Consider the following 21,177-nt stretch of genomic DNA (forward strand, 5'->3'; position numbering starts at 1 on the left):
GATACCCAAAGACGGCTAATCGATCCGTCTTCCGAATCAACAAGCCGCTGCCACCCCTCAACCCTCTCTTGCCATATCGCCGTCCGTGGCACATAGCGCAATCAAGTTGCGGCTGGGATGTCGCGAAAGGATTTGGTGGAAATATGACCGAAACGATCGAAGAAGTGATCGTGATCGGTGCGGGTGCGGCCGGGCTGGCTGCGGCCGACGCACTGACCCGGCATGGCATCCAGGCCCGCGTGTTCGAAAAGGAAGCCCGGATCGCCGAACCGTGGCGGCAGCGCCATGAGCGGCTGGCGCTCAACACGCATCGCGACATGTCCTATCTGCCTGGCATGCCATATCCGAAGGGCGTGCCGGCCTTCCCGCCCAAGGCGGCGGTGATCGCCTATCTCGAACGTTTTGCCGAGCAGCGCGGCATCGCAGTCGAATTCGACACCGAAGTCGAACGTCTTACCCGCGAAAGCGAGAACTGGACGGTCCGCACCAGCAAAGGCATCCGCAAGGCCAGGCACATCATCGTCGCCACCGGCCACGACAAGGTGCCGTGGATGCCGGATTGGCCCGGAACAGCAGCATACAAGGGGCGGCTGATCCATTCAGCCTCGTTCGGCAGCCCCAGGGATTACGAAGGTAAAAGCGTGCTGGTCATCGGCGCCGGCAATTCCGGCTTCGACGTGCTGAACTACCTGATCGGCGCCAAGACCGCGATGATCTACCTTGCTGCCCGCGCCGGCCCCTCCATCCTGCCCAAACGCGTCGGCAAGATCGCCGTGCAGCGCTTCTCCAGAATCACCAATGCGCTGCCGATCCCGGTCGGCGACTTCATGGTGGCGCTGCTGCAGCGCCTGCTGTTCGGCGATCTTCGCAAGCTCGGTTTCGCGCCAGTGGAAAAGGGCGGCATCAGCCGGTTGAAGGAAGACCACGTCGCGATATCCGCCGACGACGGCGCGATCGCCGCCATCAAGGCCGGACGCATCAAGGTTGTGACCTCTGTTGCAGGCTTCGAGCCCGAACAGGTCGTGCTGGCCGACGGAACAAGGATCAAGGCCGATGTCGTCATCGCCGCAACCGGCTACCGCACCGGACTGGACACGATGCTGAGCGGTCTCGGCGTGGTGGATGACAAGGGCAAGCCGAAGGCCAACGGAGCCGAGCCGGGCAGCCAGCCCGGCCTGTGGTTCATTTCCATGCAGCCCAGCATCGTCGGTCATTTCTACGCCGCGGGCCAGGAAGCCAAGGCGATCGCCGCCAGGATCGCAGGGCGCCGATAGCCCTCGGCGCAGTTGCGAAACCACTGGGACGGGTCTCTAAACCCCGATCTTGCCGCCATCCTGCTTGGTGATGGCAACGACGGAAGGCCGCACCGGCATGTCGGGCTTGAAATCCGGCCAACGGGTGGAGAGGTCCTCGTAGTAGGACGGACGACCGAACGGCTCCCAGTCGGTACCGCCGTCACCCGGATGCTGCACGGCGACGAAGGCGGTCTTGTCGTCAGGAGCGAACTGCGGCCCACACATCTCCGCCCCCACCGGCACACGGAAAAACAGCTTGGACGTGGCGCGCGCGGCGCCCTCGGTGTCGACGGCCCACAAGCCGTCAGTGCGTCCGGTTTCTTTGGCGTTGTTGCCGTCGGTGGCCACCCAGAGCCGGCCTGCGGAGTCGACCGCGCAATTGTCCGGCATGCCGAACCAGCCATTGGCCGTGGTCGCGGTGGAGAAGGATGCGCCAACATCGGCCACCGATGGGTCGCCGCATTTCAGCAGGACCTCCCATTTGCCCCTGGTGGCGGCGAAGTCGCCACCATCCTCGGCGATCTCGATCATATGGCCAAAGGCGTTCTTGGCGCGCGGATTGGCGGCGTCGACCTGGTCGTCCTTGCGCTTGGTGTTGTTGGTCAGCATCACGTAGACCTTGCCGTTGACGCCATTGGGCTGGATGTCCTCGGGACGATCCATCTTGGTGGCGCCGAGCAGATCGGCGGCGCGACGCGTCTCGATCAGCACGTCGGCCTGGCTGGCGAAGCCGTTTTCGGCAGTCAGCGGCCCCTCGCCGAAAACGATTGGCAGCCACTCGACACCGCCGTCCTCCGCGAATTTCGCAACGTGAAGCGTGCCGTCGTCGAGCAGATCCTTGTTGGCCAGGGGATTGGCCGGGTCAAACTTGCCCGCAGTGACGAATTTGTAGACATAGTCGAAGCGCTCGTCGTCGCCGAGATAGAAGACGACACGGCCATCCCTGGCCACGATCGATTCCGCGCCCTCATGCTTGAAACGGCCCAGCGCGGTGCGTTTCTTCGGCGTCGAGTTCGGATCGGTAACATCGACTTCCACGATCCAGCCGAAGCGGTTCGCTTCATTGGGCTCCTTGGCAAGGTCGAAACGGTCGTAGTGGGCGCCCCACTCATAAGAACCTTCGGGAATGCCGAGGCGCTTGTAGTTCTCCGCTTCCTTGTGGCCCTCCGGCAGGGCACCGGAGAAGTAGCCGTGAATGTTCTCCTCGGCCATCACATAGGTGCCCCAAGGCGTCACGCCGCCGGCGCAGTTGTTCACGGTACCGAATACCCTGGCTCCGGATGGATCGGCATTAGTCTTGACGCGATCATGGCCGGCGACGGGTCCGGAGAGCGCCATTTCGGTGTTGACGGTGACACGGCGGTTCAGCTTGCCGTCGCGCACCACCTGCCATTTGCCGCCTTCCTTGCGGATCTCGACGATGGTGCCGCCATGGGCCGCCATCTCGATATCGACCTGGTCCCTGGTGAGCGGTGCCTGTTCCAGTGCCTTCTTGCCGTCCTTCTCCACCACCTTGACGATGCCGGGAAACATCAGATGCGGGTTGGTGTATTCGTGGTTGACCACCAGAAGCCCATGCTCGGGCGAACCTTCCAGCGGGATGTAGCCGACGAAATCGTTGTTGTAGCCGAACTGCCTGGCCTGTGCCGCGGCAGTCTGCTTGGCTGGATCGAATTCCGGCGCGTCGGCGAACAGCGGATCGCCCCAACGCAGCAGCACGTCGGCATCGTAACCGGCCGCGACATGGTGCTTGTCGTCAATGCCTGCCTCGACTTCGTCGAAGGTGAAGGCTGAAGCGCCCTCGGCCGCACGCGCCTCGTCGGCGCTCATCAAGGCAAGCGGGCTTACGGTGACAGCAATGGCGGAAACCGCGAGTGAGCCCTTGAGGAAGCCACGCCGCGAAAAACGCGCGGCGATGATCTCGCCCATGGTGCGGTTGTCGGTCGGGTTGATCGCCGGACCTTCATTCTCTTCGAGCAGGCTGGTGCGGAAGCGGATGTCTTCTTGGTCCGACATGACTGACCTCTGGCTTTTGGCGTTGGCTGGGTTGCGTGTCTGGAACCTGCGTAGCGGGCCGGCTTAACAGTTTCATGACGCAGGGCGCGTCCACATAGGCTTGGTCCGGCCGAGACCCTTTCGCGTCTCAGCTCCTGCCCTTCAGAAATGCATTCAACCAGGCAAGAACCCGATCGGGAGCTTCCAGTTGCGGCAGGTGACCGACACCCGGCAGCGTTTCGAACGACGCCTGGGGGATGAGGCGATGCAGCGCCCTGCCGCGCTCCACCGGGATCCAGGGATCGTCCTCGCCCCAGAGGATCGCGACGGGACAGCGAACTCCACCGAACAGCGGTTCGACCTCGGCCGTGTAGCGCTCGTCGGCCTGCGCGAACTGCCGATAGAAGCTCTGCCGTCCCTCGTCGCCCAGCCACGGCTCGACTAGGCTCTCAAAATCCGCGGCTTCGATGCCGTTGACGATCGCACCCTTGATGTAGGCTTCCACGACCGCGCGGTGAATGTGCGGCGGCAGGCCGAGAAATGCATCTACATGACGGCCGACATGGTCGAAGAACTCGGATCCCCAGGGCCGCATGGCGACGACATTCATCAGCACATAGCGTGCGAACTCGCAGCCATGCAGGAGATGAGCGCGCAGCGTGGTCGCCCCGCCAAAATCATGGGCGACGACGACAGGGTGTTCGAGACGCCAATGCGACAGCATCTCGGCGAACACCTGCCCCTGGACGTCGAGCGATGTGCGCTGTGCCGAATCCTTTTGCGATCGTCCATAGCCGGGCATGTCATACCAGTGGACCCGGTAATGCCTTGCCAGGGACGGAATGATCCGGTGCCATGAAAAGGAAGACCACGGCCAGCCATGCGCCAGCACGAGATCCGGACCGATGCCTGCCGTGCCGGCGGCGACGCGCCCCGCGGAGGTCGACACCATCTCATCGAGCTTCCATGACATCGTGCCATCTTGCCGCGTTCGCGCTTTCATCGGCAAGGGCCGGAGGCCGTGAAAATGCAGCAGTTTTGAATCAAATGCCGGCTGCGGAATTTCCGTTCCCGCAACCGAATCGCTCCATGCTTTCACTTGCGGCGGGAAATGAACGGAGCATCGATGAACAGTGATTTTGCCGCCGCGCGCCTGCATCTTGAGCGGGCAACCCACTACCTGCGCGGCAACGACCAGACCAGTACCAAGGCCTGCGAAGCGCTGGATATCCTGATCGAAGCCATCGTCACCGCCCAGCACACCAAGCCGAAAGGCCAGGTGATCGAGTTTCCGAAGACGGTTCAGCTGCGCTAGTCCGCCATTCCCGACACTTGACCCAAGCCTGCTGTTGGGAAACAAGCTTGCCTGGCGGGCAATCGGGCTGGGTGGAGACAATCTGTGAACGTATTCGGCATGGCGCAACTCGGTGTCTCCACCGTGATTTTCCTGCTTGCCGCCACGGCAGCCAAACATTGGGCGCTGGCACCGAGCTTCGGCAAGATCGCCATCACCCTGGCACTCTATACACTTGGCAATCTGATCATGCTGAAGCTCATCCGCGACTTCGGCATGTCGATTTCGCTCAGCCTGTCGGCGGTCATCCAACTGGTGGCCGTAAATGCGGTGGCTCTGGCTTTCTTCGGCGAGCGGCTGACGGCGATTCAGGGCGTCGGTATCGCGTTGGCTATCGTTGCAGTCGCGCTCGTCACGCTGGGGCCTTATTTGCAGGGCCGATGACAGCCATGCCGGGATTGGCTAAGCCGGCTTTCCTCGACAGGCGGCATTGCGGCAGGATTGATGCGAAAGACACTTTCAACCTTTTATGACCGGATCGAGTTTCCGGTGCTTCTGGCCGGCATCATCGTGGCCGGCGGGCTCTGGGGCTTCGTCGAGCTGATGGAAGTCGCGCGCGACGCAGCGCCTCACAGCTTCGACACACAGATACTGCTCGCCTTCCGAGAGGCTGGCGATCCCAGCAACCCGATCGGCTCGCCGCGCTTCGAAGGGGCGGTGCGCGATATCACCGCGCTCGGAAGCGCTGCCGTGCTGACCTTGATCACCGCCGCGACCATCATCTATTTCCTCCTCATCCGGCGCTGGACGACGGCGCTGTTCGTGCTGGTGGCGGTCGGCGGCGGCCAGATCCTGTCGGCCCTGCTGAAATTCGGCATCGACCGGCCTCGCCCCGATCTGGTGTCCAAGCTTGCGGTGGAAACCTCCCTCTCCTTCCCCTCCGGGCATGCCATGCTGTCGGCGGTGACCTATCTGACGCTCGGCACATTGGCGGCACGGTTCCTGCCCGGGCATGTCACCAAGATCTACGTCTTCGTACTCGCCGTGCTGTTGACGTTGATGGTCGGGGTGTCGCGCCTCTATCTCGGCGTACACTGGCCATCGGATGTGTTGGCGGGCTGGTGCGCGGGCTTTGCCTGGGCCATGTTGTGCTGGCTGGCGACACGCTTCATGCCGCACGGCAAGAACGGTGAAGGCGAACCGAATTAATGCATTTACAATCCAAATTCATGTTTGACACATCACTATGAAAGTATCATACATTTATCCTGCAGACTCAGACGGGAGTTCTGACCGGTGATTACCGCTGCACAGATGCGTGCGGCGCGAGCACTGGCCGGCATCGACCAGAAGACGCTCGCTGAACGCGCCGGCGTTTCGCTGCCGACCATCCAGCGCATGGAGGCCAGCGACGGCGTGGTACGGGGCGTGGTCGACACGCTGATGAAGGTCATCCAGGCACTTGACGAGGCCGGGGTGGAATTGATCGGCGACAACCAGGCCAGTGACCGCGGCGGCAGGGGCGTGCGGCTGAAGAACTCGGCATAGATTCCCGATCCGATCGGCCTTGAGCGATTCCAGGAAAGGCGTGCAACGGTTTTCCGCCCGGAATTGCGTGAAAACAAAGGGTTAGAGCGTTTCCGCATTTCCGAGAAGAACGGAAACGCTCTGAGGTTCGCGACGGCGACCGCCGACTTTCCGCAAGATCATTGCGATGCCGACGATGCCGACGCTTTTGCGGAAGGCACGTCATGGATCAGCTCCGCCACCAGCAGGTTCGCAAGGCCGGGCCGATGTTTTCCGAACTGTTCATGCCGAAGCTGGTGACGGTGCTGCGCGAAGGCTACCGTCTGCCGCAGCTGCGTGCCGATGCCGTGGCGGGCCTGACCGTTGCCATCGTGGCCCTGCCGCTTTCCATGGCCATTGCAATCGCCTCCGGTGTGACACCGGAGCGCGGACTGTTCACGGCGATCGTCGGCGGCTTCATCGTCTCGGCGCTCGGCGGCAGCCGCTTCCAGATCGGCGGGCCGGCCGGCGCCTTCATCGTGCTGGTGGCGTCCACCGCCGACCGCCAGGGCCTGGACGGGCTTCTGCTCGCCACGATGATGGCCGGCGTGTTCCTGCTCGCCATCGGCTACCTGCGGCTCGGTACCTATATCAAATACATCCCCTATCCGGTGACGGTCGGTTTCACCGCCGGCATCGCCGTCATCATCTTTTCCGGCCAGATCGTCGAGTTGCTGGGGCTCAAGCTGCCAGGCAAGGAGCCTGGCCCTTTTATACCGAAACTGATGGCGCTTTGGCAGGCTGGCGGCACGCTGAACCCAGCCGCAGCAGGCATCGCCCTACTTTCCATCGTCACCGTGGCAGCACTGAGGAAATGGCGTCCGCATTGGCCGGGCATGCTGGTCGCGGTTGCACTGGCGTCCCTGGTCGTGGCGCTGTCCGGGCTGCCTGTAGACACGATCGGGTCGCGTTTTGGTGGTATTCCGCGCAGCCTGCCCTTGCCCGCACTGCCGCCGATGAGCATCGACAAAGCCATTGCCGTATTCCCGGACGCCATTGCGTTCGCGCTGCTCGGCGCGATCGAATCCCTGCTGTCGGCGGTGGTAGCCGATGGCATGACCGGGCGCCGCCACCGTTCGAACTGTGAACTGGTGGCGCAAGGTTTCGCCAATATCGGCTCGGCGCTGTTCGGCGGCATCTGCGTTACAGGTACCATTGCGCGCACCGCCACCAATGTGCGTGCCGGCGCGCATGGACCGATCTCCGGCATGCTGCACGCGGCTTTCCTTCTTGTCTTCATGCTGGTGGCGGCTCCGCTCGCCAGCTACATCCCGCTGGCCGCGCTTGCTGGTGTGCTTGCGGTCGTCTGCTGGAACATGGTCGAGAAGCCGGCGATCGCCGCGCTGCTGCGTTCTTCCAGGGCGGATGCGCTGGTGCTGGCAGCGACGTTCCTGATCGTCGTCTTCCGGGACCTGACCGAAGGCATCGTCGTCGGCTTCGCATTGGGTTCAGTGCTGTTCATCGATCGCATGGCCAAGGCCGTGGCTATCGCTGAAAATAAACCACCCCTGATTGCGGACGATGTCGCGGATACAACCAATGGCAATCGTCGCGCCTATGATGCCATCGAGGCGAGTGACCCCGACACCGTCGTGTACCGTATTTCGGGTGCCTTCTTCTTCGGCGCCGCCTCGACGGTAGCGGCCGTGCTCGATCGTATCGCCGACCAGCGCAGGAACTTCATCCTCGACTGTTCCCAGGTGCCGCTGTTCGATTCCACTGCGGCCAATGTCATCGAAAGCACGGCATACAAGGCAAGGAAGGCCGGCGTGCGTTTCGTCATCGCCGGCGCGTCGCCGCAGACCCGGCGCATGCTGATCACCCATGGCGTCAAGCGTCCGCTGGTGACGTTCGCCGCATCGGTAAAGGAAGCGAAGATACAGTTGAAAGCTGATGCCTGACGTCTGCTCTCATCCGAAGACGTATCCGCGCGGCAGCGAGCCGAGGGTCCGCGCCAGCATGAGTGCAGGCAGGAACCCGGCGAGCACCGCGTTGGCAAGCAGGAAATGCGCGTTGGTCGCCAGCGACGGGTCGATGCCCAGGGCCGCGCCTCTCACATAGCTGACCACGACAATGGCCAAGACGATGGCAAAAGGCAGCCAATGCCCCTTCACGGCAAGACGACCATCGTCCAGAGCCTGTGTCGGCGTGTGGCGGGCCGCTGCCAGGCCGGCCAGTACCCCCGCGACAACGCCAAAGGCGAGGCCGGCTGCTGTCATCATGGAAAGGCCTTTGCGAGCCAGTTCGAAGACATCGAGAGAGACGAGGATCAGCGGCAGCGCGAACAGGCGTGCCGGCGAGATGATTCGGTCGCGGGTTCGAGCCCAGCCGGCATAAAGGGCATAGACGATCAGGGGCCATACCCACAGCGGCGTGTGGGTGACGATGGCGAGAAGGCTGGGGGTAGCGGCCTGGGAAGACATGATGGGCTCCGTTTCGGGATATCGTCGGTTGAAGGCTCTCGGGCGGCGCGCTACCAGTGTGGGGCTGTCTGCCGTCGCGGTTGGCCGGCACGATGGCGGGACGCCGTGTTGGCGGCAAACGTCGTTTCGGGAAGGGACGATCCGATACGTGAAGCACGGCCTGATGCATTCCACGCTTCGCGAAATGCAGGCTCTTGCGTTTTCGCCGCGCTTCTGGGGGCTGATCCTTCTCGCCACTGCCGTGCTCGGAGTGACCGGGCCATTCGGCACCTATGAACGGCTGACGCTGCTGCCGCGCCTCGCCTACTGGCTGGCGCTGGCGCTCGCCACCTTCACGGCAGGCTATGTCGCCATTCGCCTCGTCGGTCAGGCGTTGTTCGAAGGACGAGCCGCACCTTCGCTGGTGCGTGCGCTGGTCACCGGACTAGCGGCTGGTGCACCGATTGCACTGGTGGTGAGTGCGTTCGACTGGGCTGTGCTATCGGCTCCGATACCGGACACATCGTCTGCCATCACGCTTTTCCTCAACTGTGCGCTGATCGCGGCGGCACTGTCGCTTGCCTCGGTGCTGATCGAAGGCGAGGCAAGTGCCGACACCGAACCGGCAGTTGCCTCGAAGCCGATACTCCCGGATGCAGGCTTCGACACTGCGGCGTCCCGGCAATCCACGAGGCCGCTGCTGCTGGATCGCCTGCCACCGCCACTGCGTGGCAGGCTGACAAGCCTGTCGATGCAGGACCACTATGTCGAGGTTCATACAGACAAGGGTTCGACGCTGGTGCTGATGCGCATGGCGGACGCAATGCGCGAGACCCAAGGCGAAGTGGGACTGCAGATCCACCGTTCGCACTGGGTTGCAGTGGATGCCGTGGCAGGCACGGCACGCCAGCAAGGCAAGCTCTTCCTCAAACTCAAGGATGGCACACAGTTGCCGGTCAGCCGCAGCTTTGCTGCTGCCGTGCGCGAAGCGGGCTTCAGGTAGTTTCTCTTCCCGGCCGGCACGAAAATCGCGCGCCCGGTAAAAAATCTCTCATTCGATGTCACACCTCCCTGGCCTATCCCGTCAAGGGGCGAGGAGAAAACGACATGCGAACCCTGCTCATCCTCATCGGCCTCTATCAGAGCGCCAACGGCATCTTCATGCTGGCTGCTCCGCTGCTCTGGTATGCGGCCATTCCGGGCGTCACCGAAACGGGTCCCGCCAACCCGCATTTCATCCGCGACATCGGGCTTGCCTTCATCGCCGCGGGCGCCGGACTGTTGATCGGCGCCCTCAAGCAGGACAGACGGGCGATTCTGATCGCTTCCATCTTCCTGGGCGGTCATGCACTGCTGCATCTGGCCGAACTGCTGCATGGCACCACACCGACGGATGCACTGCGTGACATCATACTGATCGCCCTGCCGGGCCTGCTGCCTCTTGCCATGCTAACCGCTGCAGGAAGGAGGGCCATCTGATGCTTGCCATGATGCTCAAACGCGCCTTCCGCAAATTCGGGGCGCGCTACGGCTACGACACCAGCTACCTGGCGGAACTGGCCGACACCAACACCACCGGCGCCTTCAAGCTGGGACTGGTCTCGCCTTTCACCGACCACCGCTTCGGATTGGCGGCCGCGCCCTACTTCGCCGCACGCATCACCGCGGCGCGGCAGACCGATTGCGGCTCCTGCCTGAGGCTCACCATCGCCATGGCCCGCGAGGCCGGCGTGCCGATGCGTAACATCAGGGCAATGCTCCTGGATGGCGCGGAAACCGCGCCGCGCGACATGGCGCTTGCCCGGCACTATGCCGAAGCCGTGCTGGCCAACGATCCGTCGCTGCCGAACATCCTCGCCGCCTGCGAGGCCCTCTGGGGAAGGAGCGGCGTGGCCGGGCTTGCTGCAGCCACAGTTTCGGGTTCCTTCTACCCGCTGCTCAAGCGTGGGCTTGGCCATGGCAATGCCTGCGAGCCGGTCCTGGCCTGGCTGGCCGGCGAGACGAAGGAGGAGACGATGCGCGAGATGGTCGATGGCTGAAAACCCGCGGCTCGCCGCCTATCTCGGCGAACGCCACCGATTGACCAGGCTTGCCTACCGCTACCTCGGCTCGGCCAGCGAGGCGGAAGACATCGTCCAGGATGCCTGGTTGCGCTTCGCCCGGGTGGATGAGCCCGAGGATGCGTCGAAATTGCTCTCGCGCATCGTCACCAATCTCTGCCTCGACCGGCTGCGTTCGGCGCAGGCCCGACGCGAAACCTATGTCGGCCCCTGGTTGCCGGAGCCGATCGTCGAACGCGCCGGCTCGGTCGAACCCGATAGCAATGACGCGGCGCTGGATATTTCGTTTTCGGTGATGCGGGCGCTGGAGCGTCTGTCGCCTCTCGAGCGGGCGGCGCTCTTCCTGCATGATCTCTACGACGTGCCGTTCGAGGAGATCGCCGAGACACTGAAGCGCACGCCGGCGGCCTGCCGGCAGATGGCGTCTCGGGCCCGCAGGATGATCAGGCAGGACCAGAACCGCTTCCCGGCTTCCGACGAGGACGTTGCGCGCTTTGTCGCTGCGTTCGACACGGCGATGCGCGCCGGCGATGTCGAGCCGCTCAAAGCGTTGCTGGCCGCCGATGTGGAATATGTCGCCGACGGCGGCGGCAAGGTCCTGGCGGCCATCAACGTGCTGACGGGCAGCGACGCCGTGGCGAAGTTCATGCTCGGAGTGGCGCGCAAGAACCCGGACCCGGCGCACACCACGATCGCGCCCGCCATCATCAACGGTGCGCCTGGGTTGCTCATCACGATTGCCGGCAAGGTCGAGCAGACGATGAGCTTCGAACTCGATGTCCACGGCGCGATCTCGGGCGTCTACGTTGTGCGCAATCCAGACAAGCTGATGGATGTGGAAGTGTAAGTCTCAGGCCGCCCACAACGTCGTGGTCGGGACCGCGGCGAACTGCAGCCGCAATCTGTCGGTCAGCTTCGCGATCCTGCGCTTCCAATCCTTCTCGAACAGCTTCGTCGCCGCCGACAGGCATTCCTTGCGCAACCGCTTGCCTTCGCGTCTCAGGTCCTTTTCGACGGCTGCCCGCGTCTCTGCAGCAACCGCCAGGGCATCGGCATCCTTTGCCAGCAGCGCGTCGAGGACGGCGAGGTCGTTCAGCTCGCCAAGCTTGCCGCCGAGCTTGTCCAGCCCTTTGTGACGCACCTTGTCCGGCCAGAGCTTGCCCAACAGGTCGAACTGGGCTGCGTGTACTTTCACGGCCTTGCGAAGGTCGTGAAAGTCCTCCTCCTCGCCGTGCGCCTGGGCCTTGGCGAGTGCTTTCTTCGCGCGTTCAAGCCCGATCCTCACCCCTTCAGCGACGATTGCCGCCGAGGCGTTAGGGTCGGCCGGCAAGGACAGCGCACCGACCCGCAACAGCCCCTGACGGCAGGTGGCCGTGGCCGCATCGATGATCGAAGCGAAGGCGGTGATGTCGCTCATGGCGGCGGAACGGCGCTCGACCAGGACGGCACGAATGCCCGCATAGAGATCGGCATGGCGAGGATGCGCTTCCGCCAGCCTGTCGACGGTTTCGATCAATGCGGTCGCCTCGCGCGGCCCGGCCAGGCTGGCCGCCACATCGCGGTAGCGCGCATTCTCCGCCTCGAAGAAGGCCTCATCGCCCGGCCGCACGAGCCGCAACAATGCACGCACCGCTTTCAGCCGGCGACGGCATTTGTGCAGGTGTTCTTCCGGCTCGGCATGCGCCCGTGCCAGATGGTCCAGCGCAAGATGCACGTCCTGCCTCAGCAGGCGCATGGCGTCGTTCGCCAGGGGCAGGTTTGCGTCAAGCCGCGCGCTCATGGCACCAGTTCCGGAAAACCGTTCAGCGCCAGTGACGCATTGGAGAACCGCAATTCCCCGGTCACCTCGCGCCCGAGCCAGCCGGGCAGCAAGGCGTCCGGCACGCTGTCCTTCGTTTCAAGCTCGGCCACCACCAACCCATCGAGCACGTCGTTGAAGACATCGACTTCGTAGACATAGCCGCAATGGCGGACATGATGGCGGGTCTTGCGGATGATGTTGCCGATGGCGAAGGCCATCATCTCACGCGCCTCGGCAAGCGGCACGGGATATTCGAATTCGTCACGGACCCTCAGATCGGATCCGAACTTCAGCGTCAGCCTGGCGGCCTTGCCGTCGCTGATGCGCATGCGGATCGATCGTTCCGAGGAAATGGCCAGATAAAACTGAGTGATCGCGACGCTGCGCTCCACCGCCTTGCGCCAACCCTCGTCCCTGATCAGAAACTTGCGTTCGACTTCCTTGGCCATCGGCGAGGAATAAAGCGCGACGGCGACAGCAAATCAACCGCAATTGCAGCCTGGCATAGCACGCGACCGTCACGGCGCCCGGAACAGGCAATCCACCAGCAGCGCCGCCGTGGCGATGGCGACACCGATGATGCAAACCGCCGGCCAGCCACCCCATGCCCAGGCAACACCCGCAATTGCCGAACCGGCAGCACCACCGAGGAAGAACAGCCCGACAAACAGGCCGTTGAGGCGACCCCGCGCTTCCGGTCGCAGAAGATTGATCACGCGCCTGCCAAGCGTCTGGTCGCCGGTGACACCAATGTCGAGCAGCACGGCGCTGCCGCCCAGCAACAGGAGAGGCAGGAGCCAGGCTCCGGAACGTGCAAATCCAGCCCAGGCTGAAAGGGCAAATGCGACGATCATGAGACAATGCGAGAAGATCGTCCCTGCCCGTGTCCAGCCAAGATCGCCGGCACGCCCGAACAGCGGTGTCACGACCGCGCCGCCCGCGCCGGCAAGGGCGAACAGGGCTATGCCGCGCTGACCGAGATCGAAAGGCGGCTCGGCAAGTCGAAGCGCCACGGATGTCCAGAACAGGCTGAATGCCGCCATGGCAAGGCTGGCTGTCAGGGAATGGCGCCGCAATTCAGGCTCGGAACGCAGCAGGTCCCAGAGCGAGCCAACCAGCGCCGGATATCCGGTGTCGCCTGCCGGGCGCCGCCGCGGCAATCGCTGTGCCAGGACGGCACCGAGCAACAGCATTGTCATGGCACTTGTGCCGTAGAAGGCGCGCCAGCCGAAGGCATCGGCAATCAGGCTGGCGGCGGGACGCGCCAGCAGGATACCGATCATCAGCCCGCTCATCACATCGCCGATAACGCGACCGCGCCGCTCGGGTTCGACCATGGAGGCGGCAATAGGAACCAGGATCTGGATCGCCGAGCAGGCCGCGCCGAGAACAAAAAGAATGACCATCAGCAGACCGGCGTTGGGTGCAAGCATGGCCGCGATTGCAGCCAGCACGGCACAGCCCAGCATCCGCAGCACAAGCGTGCGGTTCTCCAGAAGGTCGGCCAGGGAACCAGGAAGAACAGCCCTGCCGCATAACCCAGCAAGGTCGCCATTGCCATAAGCCCTCCCATCCCGGCTCCAAAACCGAAGGCGGGGCCGATCAGGCCGACAAGCGTTTGCGAGGCGAAAAGGTTCGTCACGATCACGCCGACGGCGACCGCAAACAGCAGTATCTGCCAGCCGGTGATCGAAGCAGGGGGCGACACGTTACAGGCCGCATCACTGACGTTCGTGGACATGGAACAGCTCCTGGCATGGTCTCGCATATTGATGAGGAGCTTTATTCGCAGTCAGCATCATGATACAAATTAAAATGAACAATAATGATTATGCGAAAATCGCATGAATATTCATGATCTCGAAGCTTTTGTCGCTGTTGTCGAGACCGGCTCCATCGTCGGAGCATCGGCGCGGCTGAACCTGACGCAACCCGGGGTGACGCGTCGTATCCAGAACCTGGAAGACAGGCTGAACACCACGCTGCTCGATCGCCAGTCGAAGCCGTTCAAACCGACCGCCGCCGGGCGGGAGGCTTATGAACATGGCCGCCGCGTGCTGCGCTCGCTCGATGATCTGAAGGCCGGCGTCTCGCCGGTCGGAGATATCGAGGGGGAGTTCAGGCTCGGCATCATGCCTTATCTCTCCGATGCCGCGCTTGCCTTTCCGGTGGAGCGTTTGCGGACCGATTTCCCGAAACTGACATTGCGCATCACTTCCGGCTGGTCGCCGCGGCTGGTGGACCAGGTCCTGCGCAGTGAACTGGATGCGGCGGCACTCTGCCTTGCCGAGGGCCTGCAGCCGCCTGACGAGCTCGTCAGCGAGGATCTCGGCATACAATCGGTGGTGCTGGTCGTCGCAAAAGATCTCCAGCTGCCGAAGCCGACGAGCCTGGAGGACCTGTCGAAATTCCCCTGGGTGATGAACGAAACCGGATGCGGCTTCAGGACCTTCATCCGCCGTCAGTTCGAAGCCGCGCGACTGCCCTTCAATGTCGGCGTGGAGGCCTTGAGCGCCGATCTGCGCCTGTCGCTGGTGGCACGCGGCCATGGCATCGGCATCATAACCCCGGCCGCGCTGACAGGAAGTCCCTGGCGGGGACCGGATCGAAATCATCGAGGTCCAGGACTTTCGTCCGCAGGTGCGGGCATGGATGCTGCATCGCCCGCCTGCCGGCCGTCTCGCCCGCCCCATTGCAATCTTTCGCGACGCGCTGCTCGAGGGGCTGCAAGTCTCTTCTCCATTCACTTCATAGCCAAATGATACCCGCTTTACTTTAATCATTCGATTGATTAAATTGCGTGAATGTCGACCGAGCCATCCAAAACACCTCCCTCGCCCGCCGATATGACGAAGGCAGCGCTTGTGCGCGCCGCGCTCAAGCTGTTTGGCCGGCAAGGATATGACGGCACTTCCACGCGCGAGATTGCCGCAGCGGCCAAGGCCAATATCGGCTCCATCGCCTATCATTTCGGTGGCAAGGAGGGCCTGCGCGCCGCAGTTGCCGACCACATCGTCGAGACCATCCAGTCAATCGCCAACCAGGCGCTGGGGGGCATGGCCGGACCGGACCCCGCAACCCTGACAGCCGAGACCGCGCGTGCGCAATTGAAGGCGACGCTGCAGGGGATGGTTGCCTTCATCGTGGCCAAACCCGAAGCCGGCGAGATCGTGCAGTTCATGCTGAGGGAACTTGCCGATCCGACGCCGACGCTCGACCGCATCTATGGCGGCCTGTTTGAACCGACGCACAAAAGACTTTGCGTCATCTGGGAGCACGCCACGGGCGAGCCTGCCGAAAGCGAAGGCACCCGACTCGCGATCTTCTCGCTGATCGGACAGGCCGTCTATTTCCGCATCGGGCGCGAGCCTGTGCTGCGCCGCATGGGCTGGACGCAGATCGGCAAGGATGAAGCCGACAAGATCATCGCCACGCTGCACGGCAACCTCGATGCGATGCTCAGCGTGCGCGAGAAACAGACACGCCCGGAGTTGGGAGTGAAGTCATGAGCTTCCTGTGTTCCCTGCCATTGGCGGCACAGCTGTTTTCCGCCTGCAGTGCCGGCACGCCGCTCGCTGTCGGTTATGTCGAGGGCGATTTCGTACTGCTCGCGCCGATCGAAGTGGCGGAGGTGACGACAGTCTCCGCACGGCGCGGCGACCGTGTCGGTCCTGGCCAGCCGGTGGCCACGCTTGAGAAAGCCGATGCCGAGATCGCCGTGACACAAGCCAAGGCGGCGCTGGCCCAGGCGCAGGCACAACTGGCCGACCTGCAGGTCGGCAAGCGCCCGGAAGAGATTGCCGTGCTGGAGGCAACGTTGCGTTCCGCCAAGGCACAGGCCGCGGATGCCGCTCGCACGCTCGCCCGTACGCAGGACCTGTTGAAGCGCGGGGTCGCGACCCAGGCGCAGTATGATGACGCGGCCACCCAGGCCGAAGTCGCGGACGCCGCCATCGGCCAGGCCACCGCCAATCTGGCCGTCGGCAACCTGCCGGCACGGCCAGAGACAATCAAGGCAGCCGAAAACCAGGTGAAACAGGCAAGAACCGCCCTCGACCAGGCCGAATGGCGACTTTCCAAGCGCACGCTTGTCGCACCCGCGGCAGGCCGCGTCGATGACATCATCCGTCATGCCGGCGACACCGCCGGCCCCAGCGCTCCGGTGCTTTCGGTCCTGCCGGATGGTGCGGTGAAGCTCACCGTCTATGTGCCCGAGGCCAGCCTCTCGGCAGTGAAGGTCGGTGGTGAGCTTGCGGTGCGCTGCGATGGCTGCCCGCCGGACCTCAAGGCCCGCATCAGCTACGTTTCTCCCGATCCCGAATTCACACCGCCAGTCATCTACTCACTCGAGAACCGCCAGAAGCTGGTCTACCTCGTCGAAGCCCGGCCGATCGGCGCCACCGGACCGCTGCAACCGGGGCAGATCGTGGATGTGGATCTGGTGAGTAGCGAATAGGCAGCGCCATATGAATGCCATCGACGTCAAGAACCTGGTCAAGCGCTTTGGTGACAAGACCGTCGTCGACCACGTCACGATGAGCGTCGCCGAAGGCGAGATCGTCGGCTTCCTCGGCCCCAACGGCTCCGGCAAGACCACCACGATCCGCATGATGTGCGGGCTGCTGACGCCTGATGAGGGCGAAGGCACCGTGCTTGGCTATGATCTCAGGACCGAGAGCCTGAAGATCAAGAACGAAGTCGGTTACATGACGCAGAAGTTCTCGTTCTACGAGGACCTGACGATTGCCGAAAACCTCGAATTCGTCGCCCGCCTCTATCGCCTGAAGCCGATCGAGGAACATGTCGGCAGGACGCTGGACGAACTTGGCCTGGCCAGCCGGCGCGATCAGCTCGCCGGCACGCTGTCGGGCGGCTGGAAGCAGCGGCTGGCGCTCGCCGCCTGCATCATGCACAAGCCGCGCCTGCTCCTGCTCGATGAGCCGACCGCGGGCGTCGATCCCAAGGCCCGACGCGAATTCTGGGACGAGATCCATCATCTTGCCCATGGCGGACTGACCGTCCTCGTCTCCACCCATTACATGGACGAGGCGGAGCGCTGCCACCGCATCTCCTACATCTCCTATGGCAAGCTGCTGGCCACCGGTACCGTGGCGGACGTGGTGGAAAATGCAGGCCTCACCACCTTCATCGTCGAAGGGCCGCGCCTCGATACCGTGACGAAGGCGCTCGAAGGCAGGCCAGGCGTCGAGCAGGTGGCGCCGTTCGGCGCGACCCTGCATGTCGTCGGTTCGGATGCTGCTGCACTGAAACGCGCGCTGAGCGATGTCGAAAAAGAGCATCCGGGCGTCAAGGTGGCTCCGGGCGAAACCAGCCTCGAGGATGTCTTCATCCAGTTCATGGCCGGCTCGAAGGACAATATGGCGTGAGCAACCTGTTCTCTCCAGCCAGACTCGGCGCACTGCTGACGAAGGAATTCATCCAGATGCGGCGCGATCGCGTCACCTTCGCGATGATGCTGGGCGTGCCGCTGATGCTGCTCATCCTGTTCGGTTTTGCCATCAACAGCGATCCGAAGCGGTTGCCGGCGGCACTGCTGGCCATGAGCAACGACCCATATACACGCGCCATGGTCTCGGCACTGGAGAATACCAACTACTATCGCTTCGACTACATCGCCCGCACGGAAGCCGAGGCGGATTTCCTTCTGGCAAGCGGCGACGTTTCCTTCGTGGTCACCATTCCGGCCGATTTCGGCAAGCGCGTCGAGCGCGGCGACCGGCCGCAGATCCTGATCGAAGCCGACGCGACCGACCCGTCATCGGCCAGCGGCGCGATTTCGACCCTCGGTACCGTTGCCTCCCAGGCACTGCTGCGCGCACGCGGCATGGAGGCGGCTGCGGCCGAAGACGCCGCGAGCCAGCTCGATGTCATCACCCATCGGCTCTACAACCCGGAAGGCATCTCGCAATACAACATCGTGCCCGGCCTGCTTGGCGTGATCCTGCAGATGACCATGGTGATGATGACGTCCATCGCGCTGACGCGCGAAAGCGAGCGCGGCACGATGGAGAACCTGCTCGCCATGCCTGCCAGCCCACTCGAGATCATGCTGGGCAAGGTTTTGCCCTATGCCTGCGTCGGCGCAGTTCAGGTGGTGGTGGTGCTGTTCGCGGCGAAGCTGCTGTTTCATGTCCCCTTCGTGGGTGGTCTCGGATTGCTGCTGTCGTCGATCCTCGTCTTTGTGCTGGGACTGGTGCTGCTCGGTTACACGATCTCGACCGTGTCGCGCACGCAGATGCAGGCCATGCAGCTCACCTTCTTCTTCTTCCTGCCGTCGATCCTGTTGTCCGGCTTCATGTTCCCCTATCGCGGCATGCCGGGATGGGCGCAGACGCTGGGCGAGATTTTCCCGCTCACGCATTTCCTGCGCATCGTGCGTGCCGTCATGCTGAAGGGCGCGGAGTTTCCGGCCATTGCCGGCGAAATCGGCTGGCTGCTCTTCTTCGTGGCGCTGTTTGCGGGGCTGGCATTGATGCGTTTCCGCCGCACGCTCGACTAGCGTCTTCGCTTGCAACGAAAACGCTTCAACTCTTTGCTGTTGCGCAAAACCGCTGCGCACTCTTGCTGGAATTGCTCTAGGCCGCAGCCAGTATCCTGGCGTAGGTGCCGAAATCGACATTGCCGCCCGAAAGCACCACCGCCACGCATTTGCCGGAGAGATCAATCTCGCCGGAGGACAGCGCGGCAAGTCCGACGCAGCCACCAGGTTCCACAACCAGCTTGAGATAGGCCATGGCATCGCGCATGGCCGCGGCCGTCGCCTTGTCCGACACAGCGATGGAACCGGCAAGGTTCCTGCGGTTGATCTCGAAGGTGATGGCGCCGGGTTCATGGGTGAGGATTGCGTCGCAGATCGAGTCATGACCCGGGTCATTGCCGACGCGCGCGCCGGCCTCCAGCGAACGGCGGGTATCGTCGAAGTACTCGGGCTCCGCCACCCAGACCGCGGTCTGCGGCGAGGCGTCCTTGACCGCGATCGAGATGCCGCTCGACAAGCCACCGCCGCCACAAGGCATCACGACGGCGTCGAGCGCCACACCAAGGGCAGTCGCCTGCGCCACGAGTTCCAGTCCGATCGTGCCCTGGCCCGCGATGATGGCGGGATCGTCGAAGGGTGGCACCAGCGCCATCCCCTGCTCCACCCATGGCCGCACCACCTCCATGCGATCGTCGCGGAAGCGGTCGAAGCGCACCACTTCGGCACCCATGCGACGCACATTGGCAACTTTGGTTTCCGGCGCATCAGAAGGCATGGCGATCACGCTTTTCAGACCGAACATGGCCGCGGCCGCCGCGACGCCCTGAGCATGGTTGCCGGATGAGAAGGCAACCACCCCGCCGCGTCGTTCGTCCTCCGACAGCGAGGAAATCTTGTTGTAGGCACCACGAAATTTGAACGATCCGGTACGCTGCAGCGTTTCCGGCTTGAACAGGATACGTCCACCGAAACGCTCGTTGAGCATGGGAGATTCGATCAACGGTGTCGTCACGATCAGACCCGCCAGACGTTCGGCGGCGTTGCGGACATCCGCGATCGCGGGAAGCGAAGCTGTCATGGGAACCTGCTCAATCACACATTCGCCGTCATCATGTGCGCGAAGCATGGGCGAGCGCCAACGAAAAGATGTAACCGTGACAATGTTCATTCGCTTGGAGCAATTCCAGGAAAAGTGCGTAGCGGTTTTCCGCCCGGAATTGCGCAAAACAAGGAGTTTGAGCGTTTCCGCGAAAAACGGAAACGCTCTCGTGTCATCGGTTCGTCAGGGACGTCGGCGGTGCTCACCGATTGTTTCTGAACCAAGCGAAATCTGACTTGAACAGGAAGGCGCCGCCTGACTTTGTGCGGCGATGAGAGGAGGCCTCCAAATGCGCAAGATTCTTACCCTTTCCACCCTCGCAGTAGCGCTGGCCCTGACCAGCCTGCCGCTGACCACTGCCTCGGCCGAAGACCTCAACATCCAGATCGGCCCGGATGGTCCCAAGGTCATGATGCGCGACAGGCGCTGCGACCCCGACCGCGAATATTGCGGCGATCGCCGCCGTTCGGATGAATGGCGCAGCGAGGACGATGGTTATGGCCGCCGTCGCCCGGACGAATGGCGCAGCGACCGCAACGATCCGGACGAATTCTCCGACCGTCGCCGCGAATGCAGCCCGGACCGCGCCCTAGACAAGGCCGAGCGGATGGGTGTGCGCCGCGCCCGTGTCGTCGGCGTTGGCCGCCGTACCATCGAGGTGCGTGGCATTACCCGCAGCGGCGAGCGCGTGCGCCTGATCTTCGGTCGTCGCGACCCGCGTTGCCCGCTGATGAGCTGAGCGATTCCTGCCACGACAAATGCAAACGGGCGCCATTGGCGCCCGTTTGTTTTTGAAGTCACGGAAGTTCCCATTCGCCTGCGGCGAACCGGGCCCTCATCCCAACAGCGTCGGTTTGCGTTTGTTTCCGCCAGCCTTGCGCCAGGAGTTGAAGCGATGCGTGGCCGCAGCGAACGAGATCTTCATCTTCTGCGAGACGGAATAGCGCGATTCCCCCTTGTCGAAGAGCCGATAGCAGCATTCGACGCCTTCCCCGGTCAGCTTGCCGTCCGACGTCTTGTTGTGCGGATTGGCCGGATCGAAAGGTTCGATCTGTGCCGACACCATATCCCTGAGGCGAGCAAGGTCAGCTTCGATCGAGGCAATGAGGTCGAGCACCGGTTTGGAGTCGATATGTTTCACGCGCTTGGCTGGCGTCATGCAGGAG

Annotated in this window: 22 protein-coding genes and 2 pseudogenes; 16 read left to right on the forward strand and 8 right to left on the reverse strand. The window is 63.2% G+C overall.

Translation table 11 applies throughout. From position 1 onward, the window contains the following. Nucleotides 1-143 precede the first annotated feature (143 nt). The gene (locus ACFJIU_RS17085; RefSeq protein ID WP_379061757.1) at nt 144-1,274 is read left to right on the forward strand and encodes a flavin-containing monooxygenase; all 1,131 of its coding nucleotides are present in this window, start codon (nt 144-146) and stop codon (nt 1,272-1,274) included. A 36-nt stretch (nt 1,275-1,310) separates the two neighbouring features. Here ACFJIU_RS17085 and ACFJIU_RS17090 read toward each other — a convergent pair whose 3' ends face one another. Together ACFJIU_RS17090 and ACFJIU_RS17095 are read right to left on the reverse strand one after the other, a co-directional pair. Next, nucleotides 1,311-3,311 carry a PhoX family protein gene (locus ACFJIU_RS17090; protein ID WP_379061760.1) on the reverse strand — a complete coding sequence of 667 codons (2,001 nt, stop codon included), beginning with the start codon at nt 3,309-3,311 and terminating at the stop codon, nt 1,311-1,313. Nucleotides 3,312-3,438: 127 nt separating this feature from the next. Beyond that, nucleotides 3,439-4,263 carry an alpha/beta fold hydrolase gene (locus ACFJIU_RS17095; protein WP_379061762.1) on the reverse strand — a complete coding sequence of 275 codons (825 nt, stop codon included), beginning with the start codon at nt 4,261-4,263 and terminating at the stop codon, nt 3,439-3,441. Nucleotides 4,264-4,416: 153 nt separating this feature from the next. On the opposite strand from ACFJIU_RS17095, the gene ACFJIU_RS17100 reads away from it, so the two are divergent. The 5 genes from ACFJIU_RS17100 to ACFJIU_RS17120 all read left to right on the forward strand — a co-directional run bounded on the left by ACFJIU_RS17100 (nt 4,417) and on the right by ACFJIU_RS17120 (nt 8,051). Next, nucleotides 4,417-4,605, forward strand: a complete 189-nt coding sequence (locus ACFJIU_RS17100) for a hypothetical protein (protein WP_129410741.1) — start codon at nt 4,417-4,419, stop codon at nt 4,603-4,605. 99 nt (nt 4,606-4,704) lie between these two features. Further along, on the forward strand, nt 4,705-5,028 hold the full coding sequence (locus tag ACFJIU_RS17105) for a hypothetical protein (protein WP_379073137.1): 324 nt from the start codon (nt 4,705-4,707) through the stop codon (nt 5,026-5,028). Nucleotides 5,029-5,088: 60 nt separating this feature from the next. Then, complete coding sequence (locus tag ACFJIU_RS17110) at nt 5,089-5,793, forward strand: phosphatase PAP2 family protein (protein ID WP_379061764.1); 705 nt, start codon at nt 5,089-5,091, stop codon at nt 5,791-5,793. Between the two features lie 87 nt (nt 5,794-5,880). Continuing rightward, on the forward strand, nt 5,881-6,132 hold the full coding sequence (locus ACFJIU_RS17115; RefSeq protein ID WP_379061766.1) for a helix-turn-helix domain-containing protein: 252 nt from the start codon (nt 5,881-5,883) through the stop codon (nt 6,130-6,132). 203 nt (nt 6,133-6,335) lie between these two features. Further along, complete coding sequence (locus tag ACFJIU_RS17120) at nt 6,336-8,051, forward strand: SulP family inorganic anion transporter (RefSeq protein WP_379061768.1); 1,716 nt, start codon at nt 6,336-6,338, stop codon at nt 8,049-8,051. Between the two features lie 9 nt (nt 8,052-8,060). Here the strand turns inward: ACFJIU_RS17120 and ACFJIU_RS17125 are convergent, their stop codons facing one another. Then, the gene (locus ACFJIU_RS17125) at nt 8,061-8,573 is read right to left on the reverse strand and encodes a DUF6622 family protein (protein ID WP_379061770.1); all 513 of its coding nucleotides are present in this window, start codon (nt 8,571-8,573) and stop codon (nt 8,061-8,063) included. 163 nt (nt 8,574-8,736) lie between these two features. Here ACFJIU_RS17125 and ACFJIU_RS17130 point away from each other — a divergent pair, with 163 nt between their 5' ends. The 4 genes from ACFJIU_RS17130 to sigJ all read left to right on the forward strand — a co-directional run bounded on the left by ACFJIU_RS17130 (nt 8,737) and on the right by sigJ (nt 11,459). Then, entirely contained in the window at nt 8,737-9,555 is an 819-nt protein-coding gene (locus ACFJIU_RS17130) for a LytTR family DNA-binding domain-containing protein (RefSeq protein WP_379061772.1), read from the forward strand. A gap of 104 nt (nt 9,556-9,659) precedes the next feature. Further along, entirely contained in the window at nt 9,660-10,031 is a 372-nt protein-coding gene (locus ACFJIU_RS17135; RefSeq protein WP_379061774.1) for a hypothetical protein, read from the forward strand. Then, nucleotides 10,031-10,591, forward strand: a complete 561-nt coding sequence (locus tag ACFJIU_RS17140) for a hypothetical protein (RefSeq protein ID WP_379061776.1) — start codon at nt 10,031-10,033, stop codon at nt 10,589-10,591. Before ACFJIU_RS17135 ends, ACFJIU_RS17140 begins: the two co-directional genes overlap by 1 nt. After that, on the forward strand, nt 10,584-11,459 hold the full coding sequence (gene sigJ, locus ACFJIU_RS17145; RefSeq protein WP_379061778.1) for an RNA polymerase sigma factor SigJ: 876 nt from the start codon (nt 10,584-10,586) through the stop codon (nt 11,457-11,459). Before ACFJIU_RS17140 ends, sigJ begins: the two co-directional genes overlap by 8 nt. Nucleotides 11,460-11,462: 3 nt before the next feature. On the opposite strand, the gene ACFJIU_RS17150 is transcribed toward sigJ, so the two are convergent. The 3 genes and pseudogenes from ACFJIU_RS17150 to ACFJIU_RS17160 all read right to left on the reverse strand — a co-directional run bounded on the left by ACFJIU_RS17150 (nt 11,463) and on the right by ACFJIU_RS17160 (nt 14,154). Beyond that, complete coding sequence (locus ACFJIU_RS17150) at nt 11,463-12,392, reverse strand: CHAD domain-containing protein (protein WP_379061780.1); 930 nt, start codon at nt 12,390-12,392, stop codon at nt 11,463-11,465. Continuing rightward, nucleotides 12,389-12,862, reverse strand: a complete 474-nt coding sequence (locus ACFJIU_RS17155) for a CYTH domain-containing protein (RefSeq protein ID WP_379061782.1) — start codon at nt 12,860-12,862, stop codon at nt 12,389-12,391. Before ACFJIU_RS17155 ends, ACFJIU_RS17150 begins: the two co-directional genes overlap by 4 nt. Nucleotides 12,863-12,931: 69 nt before the next feature. After that, a pseudogene (locus tag ACFJIU_RS17160) lies at nt 12,932-14,154 on the reverse strand (MFS transporter). Between the two features lie 103 nt (nt 14,155-14,257). On the opposite strand from ACFJIU_RS17160, the pseudogene ACFJIU_RS17165 reads away from it, so the two are divergent. The 5 genes and pseudogenes from ACFJIU_RS17165 to ACFJIU_RS17185 all read left to right on the forward strand — a co-directional run bounded on the left by ACFJIU_RS17165 (nt 14,258) and on the right by ACFJIU_RS17185 (nt 18,933). Further along, nucleotides 14,258-15,167, forward strand: a pseudogene (locus ACFJIU_RS17165) (LysR family transcriptional regulator). Nucleotides 15,168-15,259: 92 nt separating this feature from the next. After that, nucleotides 15,260-15,922, forward strand: coding sequence for a CerR family C-terminal domain-containing protein (locus tag ACFJIU_RS17170; RefSeq protein ID WP_379061784.1), 663 nt, complete (start codon nt 15,260-15,262; stop codon nt 15,920-15,922). Beyond that, nucleotides 15,919-16,869 carry an HlyD family secretion protein gene (locus ACFJIU_RS17175; RefSeq protein ID WP_379061786.1) on the forward strand — a complete coding sequence of 317 codons (951 nt, stop codon included), beginning with the start codon at nt 15,919-15,921 and terminating at the stop codon, nt 16,867-16,869. Before ACFJIU_RS17170 ends, ACFJIU_RS17175 begins: the two co-directional genes overlap by 4 nt. Nucleotides 16,870-16,879: 10 nt before the next feature. Next, complete coding sequence (locus ACFJIU_RS17180; protein ID WP_379061789.1) at nt 16,880-17,800, forward strand: ATP-binding cassette domain-containing protein; 921 nt, start codon at nt 16,880-16,882, stop codon at nt 17,798-17,800. A gap of 56 nt (nt 17,801-17,856) precedes the next feature. Next, nucleotides 17,857-18,933: an ABC transporter permease gene (locus ACFJIU_RS17185; protein WP_379073138.1), complete on the forward strand. Its 1,077-nt coding sequence runs from the start codon at nt 17,857-17,859 to the stop codon at nt 18,931-18,933. A gap of 76 nt (nt 18,934-19,009) precedes the next feature. Here ACFJIU_RS17185 and ACFJIU_RS17190 read toward each other — a convergent pair whose 3' ends face one another. Next, nucleotides 19,010-19,990 carry a threonine/serine dehydratase gene (locus tag ACFJIU_RS17190; RefSeq protein WP_379061791.1) on the reverse strand — a complete coding sequence of 327 codons (981 nt, stop codon included), beginning with the start codon at nt 19,988-19,990 and terminating at the stop codon, nt 19,010-19,012. Between the two features lie 310 nt (nt 19,991-20,300). Between ACFJIU_RS17190 and ACFJIU_RS17195 the strand changes: the two genes are divergently transcribed. Next, nucleotides 20,301-20,750 (forward strand): hypothetical protein, encoded by a 450-nt coding sequence (locus ACFJIU_RS17195; RefSeq protein WP_379061793.1) that lies wholly within the window; start codon nt 20,301-20,303, stop codon nt 20,748-20,750. A 96-nt stretch (nt 20,751-20,846) separates the two neighbouring features. Here the strand turns inward: ACFJIU_RS17195 and ACFJIU_RS17200 are convergent, their stop codons facing one another. Next, complete coding sequence (locus tag ACFJIU_RS17200) at nt 20,847-21,170, reverse strand: hypothetical protein (RefSeq protein WP_379061795.1); 324 nt, start codon at nt 21,168-21,170, stop codon at nt 20,847-20,849. Nucleotides 21,171-21,177: the final 7 nt, after the last annotated feature.

Origin of the sequence: Mesorhizobium sp. UC74_2 (assembly GCF_042701485.1) — a bacterium.
Taxonomy (GTDB): Bacteria; Pseudomonadota; Alphaproteobacteria; order Rhizobiales; family Rhizobiaceae; genus Mesorhizobium.

Excerpts from the sequence above, each read along its gene's own strand:
- ACFJIU_RS17085 (WP_379061757.1), top strand. The coding sequence starts at position 144 with ATGACCGAAACGATCGAAGAAGTGATCGTGATCGGTGCGGGTGCGGCC.
- ACFJIU_RS17090 (WP_379061760.1), bottom strand. The coding sequence starts at position 3,311 with ATGTCGGACCAAGAAGACATCCGCTTCCGCACCAGCCTGCTCGAAGAG.
- ACFJIU_RS17095 (WP_379061762.1), bottom strand. The coding sequence starts at position 4,263 with ATGTCATGGAAGCTCGATGAGATGGTGTCGACCTCCGCGGGGCGCGTC.
- ACFJIU_RS17100 (WP_129410741.1), top strand. The coding sequence starts at position 4,417 with ATGAACAGTGATTTTGCCGCCGCGCGCCTGCATCTTGAGCGGGCAACC.
- ACFJIU_RS17105 (WP_379073137.1), top strand. The coding sequence starts at position 4,705 with ATGGCGCAACTCGGTGTCTCCACCGTGATTTTCCTGCTTGCCGCCACG.
- ACFJIU_RS17110 (WP_379061764.1), top strand. The coding sequence starts at position 5,089 with ATGCGAAAGACACTTTCAACCTTTTATGACCGGATCGAGTTTCCGGTG.
- ACFJIU_RS17120 (WP_379061768.1), top strand. The coding sequence starts at position 6,336 with ATGGATCAGCTCCGCCACCAGCAGGTTCGCAAGGCCGGGCCGATGTTT.
- ACFJIU_RS17125 (WP_379061770.1), bottom strand. The coding sequence starts at position 8,573 with ATGTCTTCCCAGGCCGCTACCCCCAGCCTTCTCGCCATCGTCACCCAC.
- ACFJIU_RS17130 (WP_379061772.1), top strand. The coding sequence starts at position 8,737 with ATGCATTCCACGCTTCGCGAAATGCAGGCTCTTGCGTTTTCGCCGCGC.
- ACFJIU_RS17135 (WP_379061774.1), top strand. The coding sequence starts at position 9,660 with ATGCGAACCCTGCTCATCCTCATCGGCCTCTATCAGAGCGCCAACGGC.
- ACFJIU_RS17140 (WP_379061776.1), top strand. The coding sequence starts at position 10,031 with ATGCTTGCCATGATGCTCAAACGCGCCTTCCGCAAATTCGGGGCGCGC.
- sigJ (WP_379061778.1), top strand. The coding sequence starts at position 10,584 with ATGGCTGAAAACCCGCGGCTCGCCGCCTATCTCGGCGAACGCCACCGA.
- ACFJIU_RS17150 (WP_379061780.1), bottom strand. The coding sequence starts at position 12,392 with ATGAGCGCGCGGCTTGACGCAAACCTGCCCCTGGCGAACGACGCCATG.
- ACFJIU_RS17155 (WP_379061782.1), bottom strand. The coding sequence starts at position 12,862 with ATGGCCAAGGAAGTCGAACGCAAGTTTCTGATCAGGGACGAGGGTTGG.
- ACFJIU_RS17170 (WP_379061784.1), top strand. The coding sequence starts at position 15,260 with ATGACGAAGGCAGCGCTTGTGCGCGCCGCGCTCAAGCTGTTTGGCCGG.
- ACFJIU_RS17175 (WP_379061786.1), top strand. The coding sequence starts at position 15,919 with ATGAGCTTCCTGTGTTCCCTGCCATTGGCGGCACAGCTGTTTTCCGCC.
- ACFJIU_RS17180 (WP_379061789.1), top strand. The coding sequence starts at position 16,880 with ATGAATGCCATCGACGTCAAGAACCTGGTCAAGCGCTTTGGTGACAAG.
- ACFJIU_RS17185 (WP_379073138.1), top strand. The coding sequence starts at position 17,857 with ATGCGGCGCGATCGCGTCACCTTCGCGATGATGCTGGGCGTGCCGCTG.
- ACFJIU_RS17190 (WP_379061791.1), bottom strand. The coding sequence starts at position 19,990 with ATGACAGCTTCGCTTCCCGCGATCGCGGATGTCCGCAACGCCGCCGAA.
- ACFJIU_RS17195 (WP_379061793.1), top strand. The coding sequence starts at position 20,301 with ATGCGCAAGATTCTTACCCTTTCCACCCTCGCAGTAGCGCTGGCCCTG.
- ACFJIU_RS17200 (WP_379061795.1), bottom strand. The coding sequence starts at position 21,170 with ATGACGCCAGCCAAGCGCGTGAAACATATCGACTCCAAACCGGTGCTC.